Consider the following 16,389-nt stretch of genomic DNA (forward strand, 5'->3'; position numbering starts at 1 on the left):
TCTTGATCACATCTTGGAGGAATGAAAATGACCAGTTTAACAAAAATCAGACAGCAGCAGCCGTACAAGTGGTACCAAACGATGAGAGAAACCTCTCCCGTTCATTACAATGAAAAGGAAGATTGCTGGGAAATCTTCACCTATGATGAAGTGAAGCGGGTGATTTCTGACTACAGTCATTTTTCTTCCGATCATAAATACTTAAGTGCGGACAAGCAGGAAAAAATGATCCGGCATATTAACAAAGACAGCCTTTTGAAAATGGACCCGCCTGAACACACCGTCTTCAGAAAATTGGTCAATCAGCCGTTCATGCCGAAATCGGTCGAGTCTCTTGCACCGCGTATAGCCGCTATCGCTGATGACCTGCTTCAGGCCGTCCGTTCAAAAGGCAGGATGGACATTATTGAAGATTACGCATTTCCGCTTCCGATTATCGTGATCGCAGAGCTTTTAGGATTCCCTCCGAAAGACAGGGATATCTTTAAAAGCTGGGTCGACCAAAGCCAGAATGTAAAAGATGAAAAGAAAATGAATGAAGTGCAAAAGCAGATGATTGGATACTTCATGCAGTTTATTTTACAGCGGAGAAAACAGCCGCAAAATGATTTAATCAGCCATTTAATTGCAGCTGATTTAGACGGAGAGCCGCTGTCAGACAAGCAATTAATCGGTTTTTGCGGCTTGTTGATCGTCGCGGGGCACGTAACGACGGAAAATGTGATCGGAAATTCATTTCTCAGTCTCAAGGAGTTCCCGGATATTCTGCCCCGGCTGCTTGAAAATAAGGCGCTCCTTCCTGACTTTATTGAGGAAGTCATCCGCCTCAGACCTTCCATTCAGCGGGTAACCCGCTACACCGCGGTTGAGAGCGAGATTGGCGGAAAAACGATTCCGGCCGGAGAAAAAGTGTATGCGTGGATTGGATCGGCGAACAGAGATGAAAAGAAGTTTGAAAATGCCGATCAGATTGACTTGGGACGAAAGCCGAATCAGCATCTGTCATTCGGTCAGGGCAGCCATTATTGTTTAGGGGCGCCGCTGGCCCGGCTTGAAGCGAAAATCGCGCTTTCCCACTTTTTTGAACAGATGCCCGCATGGCGTTTTACTGAGGATCAAGAGCCGAATCTGGTTCCGAGCCCTGTATTTCACGGCGTTGACAGGCTGCTTGTTGAGTTTTGAACGAAAAAATAAAAGAGGCTTCCACAGGAAGCCTCTTTACTCTGGGGGCTTGGAGAAATGAATGTAGGAATCGAAGCAATGAACGTGTTTGGCGGAACCGCGTATGTAGACGTCATGGAGCTTGCGGAACATCGGAACCTGGATAAAAAAAGGTTTGAGAACCTGCTGATGAAAGAAAAAGTGGTGGCGCTTCCGTTTGAAGATCCGATTACGTTCGCCGTAAATGCCGCAAAACCGATTATCGACTCTCTGTCAGAAGAGGAACGGAATCAGATTGAAATGGTGATCACCTGTACGGAATCCGGGATTGATTTTGGCAAATCCATCAGTACATACGTCCATGATTATTTGCAGCTGAAGCGGAATTGCCGGTTATTTGAGGTGAAACAGGCTTGCTATTCTTTAACGGCCGGGTTTCAAATGGGCGTGAATTTCATCTTATCGCAAACATCGCCGGGAGCGAAAGCGCTCATCATCGGAACGGATATTTCCCGCTTTTTAGTGGCTGAAGGCGGTGACGCGTTGACGGAGGAATGGTCCTATGCCGAACCGAGTGCGGGGGCGGGAGCTGTGGCGCTTTTAGTCAGCAGCACCCCTCATGTCTTTTTGCTTGATCAAGGCGCAAGCGGGTATTACGGGTATGAAGTCATGGATACCTGCCGCCCGATTCCGGATAGTGAAGCGGGGGATGCTGATCTTTCGCTCATGTCTTATTTGGACTGCTGTGAAAAATCATTTCAGGAATACCGAAAGCGTGTGAGCGGGGCGGATTATAAGAATACATTTCAATACCTTTCTTTTCATACTCCGTTTGGCGGAATGGTAAAAGGAGCGCATCGGACGATGATGAGAAAATTGGCAAAGGCTAAGCCGCAAGACATTGAAGCGGATTTTCAGCAACGCGTGCTGCCTGGGATTCAATACTGCCAGCGCGTCGGCAACATCATGGGGGCCACTGTATTTTTATCTCTTGCCAGCACGATTGATAACGGCTCTTTTGAAACGCCGAAACGCGTGGGCTGTTTTTCATACGGTTCGGGCTGCTGCTCTGAATTTTACAGCGGTGTCGTTATGCCGCAAAGCCGGACGCGGCAGAATCAATTTCAGATCAGCCGGCATTTGGATGAACGCGTCCGTTTATCGATGGCTGATTACGACCGGCTGCTCCAAGACAGCGGCATCGTAAAATTCGGCACAAGAAATGCCGCGCCCGCAGCAGACATCCCGAATGCGCATCAAGGAAAAACACGATTGGTGCTGACTGAAATAAAAGAGTTTCACAGAAAGTATGAATGGACGACCTAGTATCAGAAACACTCAGAGCCGGAAAGGCTTGAGTATTTTTAAAGAAACGGAGAATAAACATGAACCCAATGATTGATGTACAGGAAACAGAACCGGGCATTGTGCAGGTCACAATGCAGGATACGGCCGGGAAAAACGGGCTGTCAGAAGAGTTTGTCAGAGAGCTGCACCGGGTATTCCAAGACATCAATGCCCATCCGTCCTATAAAACCGTCCTTCTGACGGGTTACGGAAATTATTTCTGCACGGGAGGAACGCAGGAGGGGCTTTTGACCATTCAGAGCGGAAAGCTCCAATTTACAGATTTAAAGCTTCACAGTCTTTTATTGGATTGCAGGATTCCCGTGATTTCCGTCATGCAGGGGCATGCGATCGGAGCCGGCTTTACGATCGGTCTGAGCTCGGATTTCGTGATTTTAAGCAGGGAGAGTTTTTATTCTTGTAATTATATGAAGTACGGATTTACACCGGGAATGGGCGCGACGTATATTGTGCCTGAAAAACTGGGAATTGTCCTCGGGGAAGAACTGCTGTTTACAGCCGCGAATTTCAGCGGCGCCGCTCTGGAAAAACGGGGAGTTCCGTTTGAAGTGCTGCCGAAAAAAGACGTCCTTCAAAGAGGCCGCGAATTGGCCCGGCTGCTGGCGGATAAACCGAGAGCCTCACTGGTTGCGCTGAAAACCAATGTGACCGCACGGATGAAAAGAGAGCTGACAAAAGCGGTTGAGGAAGAGGTGAACATGCACGAAGCCACATTCCATCTTCCAGAAGTAAAAGAGAGAATCAGCCGTTTATACGGCAGTTAAACAGAATGAAAAAAGCATGGGAAGCCCCATGCTTTATCACTGGTCCGTCTTTTGCAGAACGGAGCCTGCGAATTGTTCTTTAATTTCGGCGCTCCGGGCTGCGGTTTCTGCGATGCAGTGCATGATGGCTTCTTCAAAGCGGCGCTCGTCTAATGCGCGAAGGCCTGCTTCAGTCGTGCCGCCCGGGCTTGTGATTTCCTTGCGCAGGCGTTCAGGCCGTTTGCTGCTTGTTCTGAGCATTTCCGTCGCCCCGGCCATGGTTTGTAAAATCAGCTCTTTTGCCGTTTCTTCCGGCAGGCCGGCTTGAAGGGCGGCCTTTTCCATCGCTTCGACATACCGGTACACATAGGCGGGACCGCTTCCGGCAATGGCTGTGACGGCGTCAAGGTGTTTTTCTTCAAAGCGCGTCGCTTCTCCGATTGTTTCCAGAAGCTCTTTTGCCGTCCGGATTTCAGCTTCACTCGCCTCGGAGCTTGCGGAAAAACCGGTCGCCGATTGCTGAATGGCCGCGGATGTATTCGGCATCGCCCGGATGATGGTGAGCTTTCTGCCGAAATATTGCTGAATCGTGTGAATCGTCAGCCCTGCGATGACAGAAATCACAAGCTGATCTTTCACGTATTCGCGAATGTTCTCAATGCTTTCTGCCGCATCTTTCGGTTTAAAGGCGAGAACGATAATGTCGGTATTGCTGAAAAACTCTTCTTTATCCCGGCACGGTTTCACTCCGTACGTTTTTTGGAGCTCTTCAAGCCGGCTGTCATTTGACCGGTTTGTCATATATATATGTCCGGGGGCTGTCATTCCGCTTTGCAGCAGTCCGTTCACCATTGCTTCCGCCATTGATCCGGCCCCGATAAAACCGATTTTCTTCATATAAATCCTCCTTCTTCTCAAAACACAAAAAAACCTTCCCGTCAAAAAGGACGAAAAGGTTTCGCGGTACCACCTTACATTAGCACGAATCAGCCGTGCTCAGCTCAAATCCCGTAACGAGGGGATACGTTTAGGTTTTCCTAACCGCTCTGAGGGCAGGTTCTGTAAACAAGAGGGCCGCAATGTCTTTCAGCCGGGGACATTGCTCTCTGCTGCCGTTGTTTATATACTAGTTCCTCGTCATCGCGTTCCGTGTTTTCTAGTTTGTTGTTCATTATGCTATGCGCAAGAGCGGGATGTCAATCTTTTTTTCCGATATGCGGCAATAATGACACAGTGAAAAGAAAACGCTAAAATATGATTATTCAGGAATGAAAAGAACGAAGGAGCGTAAACATGGCAGCGAGAAAGATCATTCCGATACGTGTGCCGACTCCGTTTGCAGTCGGCGACGTTATCGTTTATTTAGTAAAAGATGAAGCCTTAACCCTTATTGATTGCGGCCCGAATACAAAGGAAGCGGCTGAATCGCTCTCATTGCAGCTTAAGGAACACAGGGTTTCTGCGGCGGATATAGAACAGGTGGTGCTCACTCATCATCACGCAGATCATTCAGGTCTGCTGCACCTTTTTTCCGAGGATACGGAAGTAATAGGGCATCCGCTGAATGACAGGTACATTACTCAGGATCAGTCGTATATCGCCCGGCAGGAGGACTTTTTCCTGTCGCTTATGACTGAAATGGACGTTCCCCTGACGCCTGAAGACATACATAAAACAGTTAAGCTGTCATACTTATTTTCTGCAAACCGTCCGTTAACGAAAACAGTGGGAGAAGGCGGAAAAATTGACGGGCTTAACGGCTGGACGGTGCTCGAAATCCCGGGCCATGCCGCTTCTCACATTGCGCTCTACCATGAAAAAAGCGGTGAAATGTTCAGCGGCGATCTGCTTTTGTCCAACAGCTCCACCAATCCGATTCTGGAAGCTCCGGAAAAGGGGGGCGTGCGCGCGGCCCCGATGCTCGACTACTTGAACTCAATGAAGCGGCTGTATGACTTAAACCCGTCCTTTTTATATCCGGGACACGGCGATCTGCTGACAGACGTAAAGCCTGCTTTTGACAGGCGGCTTGAAAAACAGAGAAACCGGTCGGAATATGTGCTGCGCCTGTTGTCAGAGGAAACGCTGACGGCTTTCCAGGTATGCCGGCGGCTGTTTCCGGCTGTTTATGAAAATGAAATGTTTTTAACGATGTCAGAAACGATCGGCCATCTTGACGTGCTGGCCGCCGAAGGGAAGGCTGTATCCTTTCAGTCGGGGAACACTCTGATGTTTAAAGCTGTGAAGGGGTGAAGGAAATGGGCAGATTAACGGATAAGCGGATTTGGATCACCGGAGCATCCGGCGGACTCGGAGAACGGCTTGCATATTCCTGCGCGGCAGAAGGAGCTCATGTTTTTTTATCCGCGAGGCGGGAGGACCGCTTGCAGGAAGTGAAAAAGACGATTACCGCGCGCGGCGGGCAGTGTGATGTCATTCCGTTTGACGTCCGGCATGCAGAAGAGGCTGAAAACGTAAGGCGTTTGATCGGTCATGTTGACGTATTAATCAACAACGCCGGCTTCGGCATTTTTGAAACGGCCGCTGATTCATCTTTGGATGATATGAAGGCAATGTTTGAAGTCAACGTCTTCGGATTAATCGCCTGTACGAAGGCCTGTCTTCCTGTGATGCTTCATGCGAAAAGCGGCCATATTATCAATATCGCCTCACAGGCCGGCAAATTGGCGACGCCGAAATCAAGCCTTTATTCTGCAACGAAGCACGCCGTGTTAGGGTATTCCAATGCGCTGCGGCTTGAGCTGGCCGGTACGGGTGTAGCTGTGACAACGGTTAATCCCGGTCCGATCAAAACAGACTTCTTTACAATTGCAGATAAAGAGGGCGGTTATGTGAAAAGCGTCGGCAGATGGATGCTTGATGCCGACCATGTGGCAGAGCGCATTACATCCATGATTCTGACGGATAAACGGGAAATGAATCTTCCGCGATGGATGAGCCTCGGGACGAAGCTGTATCAGCTTTTTCCATCATTTACAGAAAAACTGGCCGGCCGCGCATTAAAGAAAAAGTAACAAGGGGGAAAAAGGAATGTCCGACCGGGATATACACAAGACATTGATGGCAGAGCCTTTCGTCAGGCAAATGGCGGAGGCGCGTGAAGTATTTTGGATCAACCCGCATAAAACCGATGATCCAGTAAAGCATGGTGCTGAATGGAAACAGGAGATTGCCGAAGCGGAAGAAAGGCTGCGCCGGTTTGCGCCTTATATCGCATCGGCTTTTCCGGAGACGGAAGCGGAGGGAGGCCTCATTGAGTCTCCGCTTGTCTTAATCAATGAAATGAAAAAGCGTCTGGAACACAGCGCCGCTCAGGCTTTCCCCGGGCGTCTGCTTTTGAAATGCGACGACGAACTTCCGATTTCCGGTTCCATTAAAGCGCGCGGCGGGATTTACGAAGTGCTGAAGCATGCCGAAGATCTCGCGGTAAAAGCGGGAATGCTCTCAGCAGACGACGATTACAGCATATTGACTGAAGAACGGTTTACCGCTTTTTTCTCAAAATACTCTATAGCCGTCGGCTCTACGGGCAATTTAGGTCTGAGTATCGGCATAATCGGCGCGAAGCTCGGCTTTTGTGTGACCGTTCATATGTCCAGTGACGCAAAGCAGTGGAAAAAGGAGCTGCTCCGGGAAAAGGGGGTTCGCGTCATCGAATATGAAGCAGACTACAGTCTGGCTGTCAAAGAGGGGCGCATGCAGGCGAAGCAGGACTCTTATTGTTATTTTATTGATGATGAGCATTCCCGGGATCTGTTTTTGGGGTATGCCGTTGCGGGAAGCCGTGTGAAAAAGCAGCTCGATCAAATGAACATAAAGCCTGATGCAGATGAACCGCTTTTCGTTTATTTGCCGTGCGGGGTCGGAGGAGGCCCGGGCGGCGTCGCGCTTGCGCTAAAGCTGATCTATGGCGAGCATGTCCATATTTTTTTCGGTGAGCCGACGCATTCACCGTGTATGCTGTTAGGACTGTTTTCCGGCTTGCATGACGGAATCAGCGTGCAGGATATCGGTCTTGATAATCAAACGGCCGCCGACGGACTCGCGGTGGGAAGGCCGTCCGGACTGGCCGGCCCTCTGATGGAGCCTATACTAAGCGGCTGTTATACCGCCGATGACGGCACGCTTTTTTCGCTGCTTTTTCAATTAAGGGCGGCCGAGAATAAGAGCCTTGAACCCTCTGCACTCGCCGGACTGGCCGGAGCCGTCAAGGTCGTTCAGACCGAAGCCGGAAGCCGGTATATAAAAGAGCGGGGGCTTGAGATGGAAAATGCCGTGCACCTTGTGTGGAGCACCGGCGGAAGCATGGTTCCGGAGGAGGAAATGGAAGAGTACAGCCGGATCGGTTCCTCATTTGTGAAAAAAATGGGCAGACAGTGAAGCGGTTTTCCGTTACAATCTTTGTAAGCGTTTGTTTTTTTATCGGAAAGCCATACAGAGAGATTGGTGTGAATTGTGAAAAGTAAAGAATTGAACTTACATACATTGTATACGCAGCACAGCCGCGAGTCGTGGGCCGGATTCGGCGGCCATCTTTCCATTGCCGTTTCAGAGGAAGAAGCCAAGGCCGTAGAAGGGCTGAATGACTACCTGTCGGTGGAAGAAGTAGAAACGATTTACATTCCGCTTGTGCGCCTGCTCCATCTTCATGTCACGTCTGCCGCAAGACGGAATCAGCATGTCAATGTGTTTCTGAAGCATCCGCATTCAGCGAAAATCCCGTTTATCATCGGAATCGCGGGCAGCGTCGCCGTCGGCAAAAGCACGACGGCGAGAATTTTGCAAAAGCTTCTTTCCCGTCTGCCGGACAGGCCGAAGGTGAGCCTGGTGACAACCGACGGTTTCTTGTATCCGACGGCGGAATTAAAAAGGAAAAACCTTCTGTCCAGAAAGGGATTCCCGGAAAGCTACGACGTGAAAGCGCTGCTTGAGTTTCTGAACGATATAAAGTCAGGGAAAGAGAGAGTGGAGGCGCCCGTATACTCCCATCTTACGTATGACAGGGAAGAGGGCGCCGTCGAGGTTGTCGAAGGTGCGGATATCGTTATTATCGAAGGAATCAATGTCCTGCAGTCGCCTACATTAGAGGACGACAGGGAAGATCCGCGGATTTTTGTATCCGATTTCTTTGATTTTTCGATCTATGTGGATGCCGAAGAAAGCCGGATTTTCACGTGGTATTTGGAGCGTTTCCGCCTCTTAAGAGAAACCGCTTTTCAGGATCCGGCTTCTTATTTTCATAAATTTAAGGATTTGTCTGATGCAGAAGCGGATACCATGGCCGCCTCCATTTGGGAGAGCGTCAACCGTCCGAATCTGTATGAAAATATCCTGCCGACAAAATTCAGATCGGATTTGATTTTGAGAAAAGGTGATGGCCATAAAGTTGAAGAGGTGCTGGTAAGGCGGGTGTGATGTGAGGAGGAAGCGAATATTATGATACATCATATTGAGTTGTATGTATCTGACTTGAAAGCCTCCGCCCGGTTTTGGGGATGGTTTTTAGGTGAGATCGGTTATAGGGAATTTCAAAATTGGGACTCCGGCATCAGCTGGAAAAACGCAGGATTTTATGTTGTGCTTGTACAGACAGAGGAGCGTTTTTTAACACCGGAGTACCACAGATGCCGGGTCGGACTGAACCATCTGGCTTTTCATGCTGCATCAAGAGAGCAGGTTGACGAGATGACAGAAAAGCTGATTGCCAGAGGATGCCCCGTGCTTTACAGGGACCGCCATCCATATGCAGGCGGAAGCACGCATTACGCCGTATACACGGAGGACCCGGATCGGATAAAAGTGGAGCTCGTTGCTCCTGCTTCTGAATGAACTATAACTTTTCGTTTCTTTCTTCGCGCAGCGCGTCGAGTTTCTTTTCGATTCTGTCCAATTGTATGCGGCGCTTGTTCAAGCTTCTGAATACGTATATCACGGCAAACAGGAAAACCGCGGCTGCAATAAATGAAATCAATTGAAAAATGACATCACCGATGTTCATCTTTTTTACCTCCGTGTGCGGCGGGCTTCTTCAGCCCGCCGTTTTTGTATTTTGACCGATGTGAAGACATGGGGGATGAATCAGTCCTAGCTTTGTGTTTTTCTGAGAATGAATAGTTTCTGCATGTGGCTTATGACCACTTTTGCGGCCGCATATCCCGGAATGGCCAGCAGCATCCCGGCAATTCCTGAGAATTTGCCGGCGGCAAGCAGAAGAAAAATAATGGTCAGCGGGTGAATGTCCAGCTTCCGTCCCATAATTTGCGGGGAAATCAGCTGGCTTTCAAGCTGCTGGACAATGACGACGACCGTAATCACCAGCACCGCCTCGGTCGGTGAATCGAACAATCCGACAATGACTCCGGGAAATGTGCCGATCCAAGGCCCGACAAACGGAATCAGGTTTGTCACCATGGCGAACGCGCCCAGAACGAGCGGATAATCGAGCCCGATTATAAAATAGCCGATTGTGACGAGAACGCCGACACAAAAACTGACGAGCAGCTGTCCTTGTATGTATGAACTGAGAGCTTCATCCATGTCCCGAAGGATTTGTTTTCCTTCTTTTTGATGTTTTTCCGGAAGAAGCCGCAGCAGTCGCCGGGGGGCTTTGTGTCCTTCTTTTAACATGTAATACAGCGCAAACGGAATAATGGCGGCGGTGATGGCGGCATTGGCAGCCGTACCGGCCAGGCTGCTGAGAGAATCAGCGATTGAACCGGAATAATTTGCGGCTTTGTCTGCTAATTTTTTAAAGGAATCCCCATGCTGAAGCCGGGAAAACCATTTGCTGTCCTGAAGATGCCCGATCCAATTTTCAGCTTTTGCGGAAAGCTCCGGAATATGATCTGTGAAGGCTGTAAACTGTTTTTGAACGGCAGGGCCCGCCGTATAAAGGAAGAGGACAAAAAGGCCGGCTGTTCCCGCATAAATCGCTAAAATCGCGATTCCTTCGGGCAGCTTTAATTTCGCATGCAGCACTCTGACGAGCGGGCGGCACAAATAGTAAAGGACGCCCGATAATACAATAGGCGGAAACAAGGTTTTAACCGTAATCACAACAGGCTGGAACAAAAAGTCTATTAATGTTCCGAGATAAATGATGAGAAATAACAGAAGAACGGCATAGCCGATCCTGAAATAAGGCCCGACAGGCATATCCTGCACCACGCAATCTTTAAGGGTTTACTCTCGGACGTTTCCCTTATCGCCCGGTGCATAAACGTCCGTGTCAGGAAAACTGCCCCTGATTGGTGACGTAATCGTAGATAATATCTTCTACATGGGCATGGAGATCCTCATCGGGTTCTTCATTCCTTCTTTCTTCTAAAGCTTTTTTTAAACTCTGTTTTTCATAGGGGCTCAGCGGATCTGTCGACACATTCCGTCCATACTGGCGGAGGGCTTGTCCCAGCATTTTTTCTATAAATTGATCCATCATATATTCTCCTATTCTTGTCATTCATCTTTATTCTACTAAATATCATGTGATCCTCCCACTCTTCTATCATATTTTCTGTCAGGCCGGGGTAGGATTTTTATTCCAATTCAGCTGAGAGAATACGATGAAACGGCAGCGTTAACGCATCTTCATCGTTTATGATTTTTAAACGTTTTTCGTCATGCATCACTTGTTTTACCCAGCCCCAAAAGCGGCGGGGGCCGTGTGCGGAAGCGTAGGTGACCGAAATGGCCCTGTCTTCTTTAATTGACGCCGCAATGATGCGGTTCATGTCGTTCAGTTGCTCTTCGCTCAGTTCCGGAGGCCGGAATTCCCGTTCTTTTCGTTTTTTCGCAAGCAGCTGCTCCCGATGTTCGGGCAGCATCATCCGGCTTGATTCCCACATGACATTATACCCGGGTGTTAATTTGTTCGGATTCATGTATATCACCTCAAATTATTTGTAATGCCCGCCGATTTTTTCAGCCCGGTGAAAGGCTTGGCCGGCCTCTGTCAGTGAAGCGGCATGGAGGAGCGACGCAGGGCCGTACCGCTCATGAATATCATCCAATACTTTGCCGAGACTGATCTTTTTTTCCTGGGCATCGAACAGGCTCAGCTGAACATAATCACAAGGCTCCAGCTGGGAAAGGGAGACGCCGGCGCTGCGGACGGGCTCACCGTTCCAATGCTCTTTGAAGAGCTTGACCGCCGATTTGAAAATATCCATTCCGAAATTAGTCGGAGACACCAGCTTTCTCTGTCTGTGAAAACCTGAAGGAAATTCAAAATCAGCGCCTCTGATGCTGACCGAAACCGTATGGCCGATGTATTGTTTGAAACGGGCGCGGCGGGCCACTTCTTCGCTTAACTCCAGCAGCACGACTTTGATATCCTCAAAGCGGCTGTAGTCTCTCGGGAGGGTCATGTTATGGCCGATCGCTTTTTGCCGGCTGTGCGTGTTGACGGTGACCGGAGAGGGATCGATGCCGCGGGCTGTCCGCTGAAGCAATTCGCCGTTAATGCCCCAGCGTTTTTTCAGCAGTTCGGCTGGGTGCCCGGCAAGCCCGCCGATTGTGCTGATGCCCATCCGTCTTAAATGATGCTCCATCCGTTTTCCGATGCCGAATAATTTTCCGACCGGCAGCGGCCACAGATCCTGCCTGATATTTGACATATCCAATCTGTGGATGCCGGATGCGTTTTTTTTGGCAAAATGGTCGCAAGCCATTTTCGCGAGCGCCTTATTCGGCCCGATGCCGACACGGGCATAAATTCCGAATTCACGCATAATCGCTTGCTGAATGCTTTTGGCAATTGTAAAAGGATCACCGAACAGCCGCCTGCTTCCGGTCACGTCGAGAAACTGCTCATCGATGGAGTAGGGTTCTACAAGATCGGTATACCGTTCAAACAGTTCGGTAATCATGACGGATACATCAATATACCGCTGCATCCGCGGACGGACAATAACGGCGTCGGGACATTTGGCCTGCGCTTCCCACAGCCGTTCGGCATTTTTTACGCCGTATCGTTTGGCGAGCGGACAAGCCGCAAGCACGACGCCGCTGCGTCTTTCGGGATCTCCCGAGACAATCACGGGCCGGTTTTTGAGATGAGGCGCTTCCGCTTTTTCCACAGACGCATAAAACGATTGCATATCTACAAGAAGAATATCAGCCATAAAAAAACCTCCGGGAACATTTGTTCTGTTTTTCATTGTACCCGAACAATGATCACGTTTATACTGGTAAATCATTCCCCGGCTGGAAGGCATGCTGATTCGTTTGCTTGAAAAGAAATCATTTACAATTGCAAACAACCCACATATAATTTTTTATATTCCAATGAGAAGAGCTGACATTCATTTTGCCGGACGAAAAGGAGAGTCAATCGATAATGGATATTCGAACAATTACCTCTGAAGACTATGAAATGGTTACGTCTGTTTTGAATGAATGGTGGGGCGGCAGGCAGATGAAAGACAAACTGCCGCGCTTGTTTTTTGAACATTTTCAGGACACAAGCTTTATCACGTACGGGCCGGAGGGAATGACCGGTTTTTTAATCGGTTTTCAGTCACAAACAGACCCTGAGACAGCCTACATTCATTTTTCCGGTGTGCATCCGGATTTCAGAAAAATGCAAATTGGAAAACAGCTCTACGACCGATTTATGGAGACGGTGAAGAAAAGGGGCTGCACAAAAGTCAATTGCGTGACGGCGCCTGTCAATAAAGTATCAATCGCTTATCATACAAAATTAGGCTTTGAAGTTGAAAAAGGAACCAAAACCGTAAACGGAATCCCTGTTTTTGCGAATTATGACGGTCCGGGAGAAGACCGGATTCTGTTTGTGAAATATATGTAGAGGGGGATGAATATGGGTTTTTTAGCTGACACGCCCAAACCGCCCTATTATGCGGTCATTTTTTCATCAATAAAGGGAAAATATGATAAGGAATATGAACATACGGCAGAGCGCATGATGAATTTGGCAGGCGGACAGCCGGGATTTTTAGGCGCGGAAAGCGTTCGGGAGGAAAACGGCTGCGGCATCACGGTTTCCTACTGGGACAGCCTGGAGGCGATTAAAAGGTGGAAAGATCATACGGACCACCAGGCGGCAAAACAAAAAGGAAAAAGCGCCTGGTATGAAGCGTACGCGGTCCGCATTACGAAGACGGAGTCACAGCGGATGTTTGCGTCAAAAGGGGCGGAAGATTGATTACATTTTTACAGCATACACAAGAACAGACCGCGCGGGAAATTGCGGCGGTTCAGCGCTGCTCTTATCAAAAAGAAGCCGAGCTGATCGGCTTTTTCGGCATTCCCGCCCTGCATGAAACACCCGATGATATACAGCGGTCACGGGAGACGTTTGCCGGTTTCAAGGAAAAAGATCAGCTTGCAGGCGTCATTTCGTATGAAAAAAGGGGATATGACCTTGTCATATGCAGGCTGACGGTGCATCCGTCCGGCTTTCGGAAAGGGATCGGACGGGCGCTTCTTCAATTTGTGATAGACGAGAACCGGGACGCCCAAAAAATAGAGGCGGCTACCGCCAGCCAAAACGTTCCGGCAGTCTCTCTCTATTTAAAAACCGGGTTCACGGAAGCCGGACAGATTGAGACGCCGGAAGGGCTGACCCTCTCGTTTTTTCATCTTTATCCGAAGAGGAAAGCGGAAGTTGTTCCGTACAAGCCGGAATGGAAAGAAATGTTTGAAAGAGAGAAGGCGGACTTGATCCGAATCTTCGGCCCAGCACTTCATTCTGTCAGCCACATCGGCAGCACCTCCATCCCGCAGATGGCCGCCAAACCCGTCATCGATATACTGGCGGAGGTCAAAGATATTTTGGATGCCGACCGATTCAGTCCGCAGCTGGAAGCACTCGGCTATGAGGCGAAAGGGGAAAACGGGATAGAGGGCCGGCGTTTCTTTCAAAAAGGCGGCAACAAGCGCACACACCACGTTCACATATACGAAACAGGCCATCCGGACGTGAAGCGTCATCTGCTGTTCCGAGATTACCTCACTGCAAAGCCTGAAAAAGCGGCTCAATACATGGAACTGAAACGGCACCTCGCTGAGACATACCCATACGATATGGCAAAGTATAGTGAAGGGAAAAATGACTGGATCAAGGCGGCTGAACAAGAGGCAAAGGACTGGGAGAGCGGGCTGCTGTAAAGAAAGCAGAAACAATGCATACAGCGGCTCGGTATGCTACAATGGCGAAAATGAAAACGGAGGATCATCTATGCAAATACATGTGACGGATGCGGCGAAACACACACTTCAGCAGGCGATGGACGCCAACCCGGGGAAAAAAGCGCAGCTCCGCTATGACGCAGAAGGCTGCGGGTGCGCGGTGAGCGGCGTGCCGGCCATCTGGCTGGCGGACGAATTAACGGGACAATGCGAAGCTATTGAAATCAACGGACTTCCGCTTTACATCCAGACCTCACAAAAAGTGTTTTTTGACGAGGAAATGACAATCGATTACAATGAAAAGGCAAAAACGCTCGTCTTAAAAAGCCCGGCAGAGATGCTGAGCCCGAGAATGAGCATATTAGTAAAGCAGGGAGAAACGGAAAGTGAATCAAAAGCTGAAAGCCATTAAACAGACGGCACAGCATAAAACGTGGGTATCCTTTCTGAACAACAACCACCCGTACAGTCTGCTGCACTGGTCCATCGGTGGCGCTGAATCCGTTCAGAAGGATGTCTGGCTGCTTCAGGATGAGATGACCTTCAAAGCGCAGGAGTTTACGACAATCGACCTCGCCATTGACTGGATCGGAGAAAATATGGACGGGATTACCGACGTTTTATGACGGGAAAGCGAAAGAACCAGCATACGTTCTTTCGCTTTTTTACGTTTGCGTCATGGTATCTAAAAAGGTTTGAACGGCTTTGCGGTAGCTCTCCGGATTTTTGGTGTACGACATGGCATGCCCGCCCGATTCGGCCAGATAGAGCATCTTAGGGCCGCGTTTTCTGCGGTGCAGCAATTCGGAAGAAGCGGGAGGTATATAATCATCTTCCTTACTGTGAATAAACAGCACGGGCTGCCGGATGCGGCTGATAACCGATAGAGGAGATACATCACGGATACGGTATCCTTCTCTCATCCGCAAAAAGAAATCAGCCAAAGGCAGAAGCGGCCACGGAGGCAGCCGGAACTCCCGCTTCAGCCTGTAGGCGAGCTGATCGCGAAAGCTTGCGAACGGACAGTCCGCAATATAAAAATCAGCGCCGTTTTCATCCTGATGCCCGCCCGCGTATAATAAGGCCGTCACCGCTCCCATCGATTCCCCGTGGATGCCGATTTGACCGCCGTCTCCGGTTTTGTGTCTCACCCAATTCACGGCTTCTTCCAAATCATCTTTTTCAAAATAGCCGTAGCTCGTCGTTCTGCCGCCGCTTTTTCCGTGCCCGCGGTGGTCATATACGAGCACATTCCAGCCTAAATCTAAAAATAAATCCATGTATTTCAATGAATTGAACGAATTTACGGTAACGCCGTGACAAATAATCATGGTGTTTGCCGTATGATGCGGGGCGACGTAAAAGCCTTTGATCTCATACCCGTGGCGTGACAGGATGACGGCCTCTTCTTTTTCCATGGCCTGAAAGGAATCAAATCTATCATACCCGTCCGCCGTTTCTTTTTTCATGATATCTTCATCCGTCTTTTTCTTCATAAACATAATCAGATTCGTAAAAGCGAATCCGGCAGCCAAAAAGACTGCGCAAGCCGAACCGAACACCGCCAGCCATTTTTTCACACAGGCACCCTCCTTTAATATGAAGAATCCTTCCTCCGGCTTTTTGGGACCGTGAACGTTGCCGGCCTCCGGCGCTCCGTGGTACACTTGCTTCACCATATTCAGATACGGGGGGCGTAATGATGAAAAAGCAGCTGCCTAAAGAAAAACACAGCTTAAAAGACGATCTGGAGGAAGATCTGAAGGCCAGGCTTTTGCAAATGAAAAGTGAGCTGAAGGAAGAAGACGAGAAAAAGCAGGCGCAGCAAAAGGCGGAACAAATCAGAAAACGAAAAGAAAAAGAAAAACATAAAAGCTTTGAAGAGCTGCTGAATGAAAGCAGTCTCGATTGGCACAAATATAAATAAACCGGCATCTGAAAAGGT

At 49.2% G+C, this 16,389-nt stretch carries 21 protein-coding genes; 14 read left to right on the top strand and 7 right to left on the bottom strand.

Annotated features, from left to right (window positions below; translation table 11 throughout):
* Positions 1–27: 27 nt before the first annotated feature.
* The 3 genes from K3G25_RS06485 to K3G25_RS06495 are packed head-to-tail and all read left to right on the top strand — an operon-like array spanning position 28 to position 3,293.
* Positions 28–1,182, top strand: coding sequence for a cytochrome P450 (locus K3G25_RS06485; protein WP_029973625.1), 1,155 nt, complete (start codon positions 28–30; stop codon positions 1,180–1,182).
* Positions 1,183–1,239: 57 nt separating this feature from the next.
* Positions 1,240–2,487, top strand: coding sequence for a hydroxymethylglutaryl-CoA synthase family protein (locus K3G25_RS06490; RefSeq protein WP_007409381.1), 1,248 nt, complete (start codon positions 1,240–1,242; stop codon positions 2,485–2,487).
* Between the two features lie 59 nt (positions 2,488–2,546).
* Complete coding sequence (locus K3G25_RS06495; RefSeq protein WP_029973626.1) at positions 2,547–3,293, top strand: polyketide synthase; 747 nt, start codon at positions 2,547–2,549, stop codon at positions 3,291–3,293.
* Positions 3,294–3,329: 36 nt separating this feature from the next.
* Here K3G25_RS06495 and proC read toward each other — a convergent pair whose 3' ends face one another.
* Positions 3,330–4,169 carry a pyrroline-5-carboxylate reductase gene (proC, locus tag K3G25_RS06500; RefSeq protein WP_021494272.1) on the bottom strand — a complete coding sequence of 280 codons (840 nt, stop codon included), beginning with the start codon at positions 4,167–4,169 and terminating at the stop codon, positions 3,330–3,332.
* Positions 4,170–4,565: 396 nt separating this feature from the next.
* Between proC and K3G25_RS06505 the strand changes: the two genes are divergently transcribed.
* The 5 genes from K3G25_RS06505 to K3G25_RS06525 all read left to right on the top strand — a co-directional run bounded on the left by K3G25_RS06505 (position 4,566) and on the right by K3G25_RS06525 (position 9,122).
* Positions 4,566–5,525 (top strand): MBL fold metallo-hydrolase, encoded by a 960-nt coding sequence (locus tag K3G25_RS06505; protein WP_029973627.1) that lies wholly within the window; start codon positions 4,566–4,568, stop codon positions 5,523–5,525.
* Positions 5,526–5,530: 5 nt separating this feature from the next.
* Positions 5,531–6,307 (top strand): SDR family NAD(P)-dependent oxidoreductase, encoded by a 777-nt coding sequence (locus K3G25_RS06510; RefSeq protein ID WP_021494270.1) that lies wholly within the window; start codon positions 5,531–5,533, stop codon positions 6,305–6,307.
* Positions 6,308–6,323: 16 nt separating this feature from the next.
* Complete coding sequence (gene dsdA / locus K3G25_RS06515; RefSeq protein ID WP_029973628.1) at positions 6,324–7,673, top strand: D-serine ammonia-lyase; 1,350 nt, start codon at positions 6,324–6,326, stop codon at positions 7,671–7,673.
* Positions 7,674–7,748: 75 nt separating this feature from the next.
* Entirely contained in the window at positions 7,749–8,708 is a 960-nt protein-coding gene (gene coaA / locus K3G25_RS06520) for a type I pantothenate kinase (protein WP_003153290.1), read from the top strand.
* Positions 8,709–8,732: 24 nt separating this feature from the next.
* Positions 8,733–9,122: a VOC family protein gene (locus tag K3G25_RS06525; RefSeq protein WP_110124795.1), complete on the top strand. Its 390-nt coding sequence runs from the start codon at positions 8,733–8,735 to the stop codon at positions 9,120–9,122.
* A 1-nt stretch (position 9,123) separates the two neighbouring features.
* Here K3G25_RS06525 and K3G25_RS06530 read toward each other — a convergent pair whose 3' ends face one another.
* The 5 genes from K3G25_RS06530 to K3G25_RS06550 all read right to left on the bottom strand — a co-directional run bounded on the left by K3G25_RS06530 (position 9,124) and on the right by K3G25_RS06550 (position 12,415).
* Positions 9,124–9,291 carry a DUF4083 family protein gene (locus K3G25_RS06530; protein WP_095272931.1) on the bottom strand — a complete coding sequence of 56 codons (168 nt, stop codon included), beginning with the start codon at positions 9,289–9,291 and terminating at the stop codon, positions 9,124–9,126.
* Positions 9,292–9,377: 86 nt separating this feature from the next.
* Positions 9,378–10,448 (bottom strand): AI-2E family transporter, encoded by a 1,071-nt coding sequence (locus K3G25_RS06535; RefSeq protein WP_110124240.1) that lies wholly within the window; start codon positions 10,446–10,448, stop codon positions 9,378–9,380.
* Between the two features lie 73 nt (positions 10,449–10,521).
* A complete protein-coding gene (locus tag K3G25_RS06540) occupies positions 10,522–10,728 on the bottom strand; it encodes a YqzH family protein (protein WP_003153294.1) in 207 nt (68 codons plus the stop codon).
* Positions 10,729–10,828: 100 nt separating this feature from the next.
* Complete coding sequence (locus tag K3G25_RS06545) at positions 10,829–11,173, bottom strand: YolD-like family protein (RefSeq protein ID WP_014418300.1); 345 nt, start codon at positions 11,171–11,173, stop codon at positions 10,829–10,831.
* Positions 11,174–11,188: 15 nt separating this feature from the next.
* Positions 11,189–12,415: a DNA polymerase IV gene (locus K3G25_RS06550; protein ID WP_014418299.1), complete on the bottom strand. Its 1,227-nt coding sequence runs from the start codon at positions 12,413–12,415 to the stop codon at positions 11,189–11,191.
* Between the two features lie 215 nt (positions 12,416–12,630).
* Here K3G25_RS06550 and K3G25_RS06555 point away from each other — a divergent pair, with 215 nt between their 5' ends.
* The 5 genes from K3G25_RS06555 to K3G25_RS06575 all read left to right on the top strand — a co-directional run bounded on the left by K3G25_RS06555 (position 12,631) and on the right by K3G25_RS06575 (position 15,070).
* Complete coding sequence (locus K3G25_RS06555) at positions 12,631–13,101, top strand: GNAT family N-acetyltransferase (RefSeq protein ID WP_014418298.1); 471 nt, start codon at positions 12,631–12,633, stop codon at positions 13,099–13,101.
* A gap of 12 nt (positions 13,102–13,113) precedes the next feature.
* Entirely contained in the window at positions 13,114–13,458 is a 345-nt protein-coding gene (locus K3G25_RS06560; RefSeq protein WP_017418080.1) for an antibiotic biosynthesis monooxygenase family protein, read from the top strand.
* Complete coding sequence (locus K3G25_RS06565; RefSeq protein WP_072177711.1) at positions 13,455–14,423, top strand: GNAT family N-acetyltransferase; 969 nt, start codon at positions 13,455–13,457, stop codon at positions 14,421–14,423. Before K3G25_RS06560 ends, K3G25_RS06565 begins: the two co-directional genes overlap by 4 nt.
* A 70-nt stretch (positions 14,424–14,493) precedes the next feature.
* Positions 14,494–14,856 carry an iron-sulfur cluster biosynthesis family protein gene (locus tag K3G25_RS06570; RefSeq protein WP_017418078.1) on the top strand — a complete coding sequence of 121 codons (363 nt, stop codon included), beginning with the start codon at positions 14,494–14,496 and terminating at the stop codon, positions 14,854–14,856.
* Positions 14,831–15,070: a DUF2552 family protein gene (locus K3G25_RS06575; protein ID WP_003153307.1), complete on the top strand. Its 240-nt coding sequence runs from the start codon at positions 14,831–14,833 to the stop codon at positions 15,068–15,070. Before K3G25_RS06570 ends, K3G25_RS06575 begins: the two co-directional genes overlap by 26 nt.
* A 39-nt stretch (positions 15,071–15,109) precedes the next feature.
* Here K3G25_RS06575 and K3G25_RS06580 read toward each other — a convergent pair whose 3' ends face one another.
* On the bottom strand, positions 15,110–16,024 hold the full coding sequence (locus K3G25_RS06580; protein ID WP_017418077.1) for an alpha/beta hydrolase: 915 nt from the start codon (positions 16,022–16,024) through the stop codon (positions 15,110–15,112).
* 122 nt (positions 16,025–16,146) lie between these two features.
* Between K3G25_RS06580 and K3G25_RS06585 the strand changes: the two genes are divergently transcribed.
* A complete protein-coding gene (locus K3G25_RS06585; RefSeq protein WP_007409396.1) occupies positions 16,147–16,371 on the top strand; it encodes a YqkE family protein in 225 nt (74 codons plus the stop codon).
* Positions 16,372–16,389: the final 18 nt, after the last annotated feature.

Origin of the sequence: Bacillus sp. FCW2 (genome assembly GCF_021228595.1) — a bacterium.
In the GTDB taxonomy this organism is placed as follows: domain Bacteria; phylum Bacillota; class Bacilli; order Bacillales; family Bacillaceae; genus Bacillus; species Bacillus velezensis.

Coding starts and splice junctions, on each gene's coding strand:
- K3G25_RS06555 (WP_014418298.1), top strand. CDS start 12,631: ATGGATATTCGAACAATTACCTCTGAAGACTATGAAATGGTTACGTCT.
- K3G25_RS06535 (WP_110124240.1), bottom strand. CDS start 10,448: ATGCCTGTCGGGCCTTATTTCAGGATCGGCTATGCCGTTCTTCTGTTA.
- K3G25_RS06485 (WP_029973625.1), top strand. CDS start 28: ATGACCAGTTTAACAAAAATCAGACAGCAGCAGCCGTACAAGTGGTAC.
- K3G25_RS06530 (WP_095272931.1), bottom strand. CDS start 9,291: ATGAACATCGGTGATGTCATTTTTCAATTGATTTCATTTATTGCAGCC.
- K3G25_RS06570 (WP_017418078.1), top strand. CDS start 14,494: ATGCAAATACATGTGACGGATGCGGCGAAACACACACTTCAGCAGGCG.
- K3G25_RS06585 (WP_007409396.1), top strand. CDS start 16,147: ATGAAAAAGCAGCTGCCTAAAGAAAAACACAGCTTAAAAGACGATCTG.
- K3G25_RS06510 (WP_021494270.1), top strand. CDS start 5,531: ATGGGCAGATTAACGGATAAGCGGATTTGGATCACCGGAGCATCCGGC.
- K3G25_RS06550 (WP_014418299.1), bottom strand. CDS start 12,415: ATGGCTGATATTCTTCTTGTAGATATGCAATCGTTTTATGCGTCTGTG.
- K3G25_RS06540 (WP_003153294.1), bottom strand. CDS start 10,728: ATGGATCAATTTATAGAAAAAATGCTGGGACAAGCCCTCCGCCAGTAT.
- proC (WP_021494272.1), bottom strand. CDS start 4,169: ATGAAGAAAATCGGTTTTATCGGGGCCGGATCAATGGCGGAAGCAATG.
- K3G25_RS06490 (WP_007409381.1), top strand. CDS start 1,240: ATGAATGTAGGAATCGAAGCAATGAACGTGTTTGGCGGAACCGCGTAT.
- K3G25_RS06495 (WP_029973626.1), top strand. CDS start 2,547: ATGAACCCAATGATTGATGTACAGGAAACAGAACCGGGCATTGTGCAG.
- K3G25_RS06560 (WP_017418080.1), top strand. CDS start 13,114: ATGGGTTTTTTAGCTGACACGCCCAAACCGCCCTATTATGCGGTCATT.
- K3G25_RS06505 (WP_029973627.1), top strand. CDS start 4,566: ATGGCAGCGAGAAAGATCATTCCGATACGTGTGCCGACTCCGTTTGCA.
- K3G25_RS06545 (WP_014418300.1), bottom strand. CDS start 11,173: ATGAATCCGAACAAATTAACACCCGGGTATAATGTCATGTGGGAATCA.
- dsdA (WP_029973628.1), top strand. CDS start 6,324: ATGTCCGACCGGGATATACACAAGACATTGATGGCAGAGCCTTTCGTC.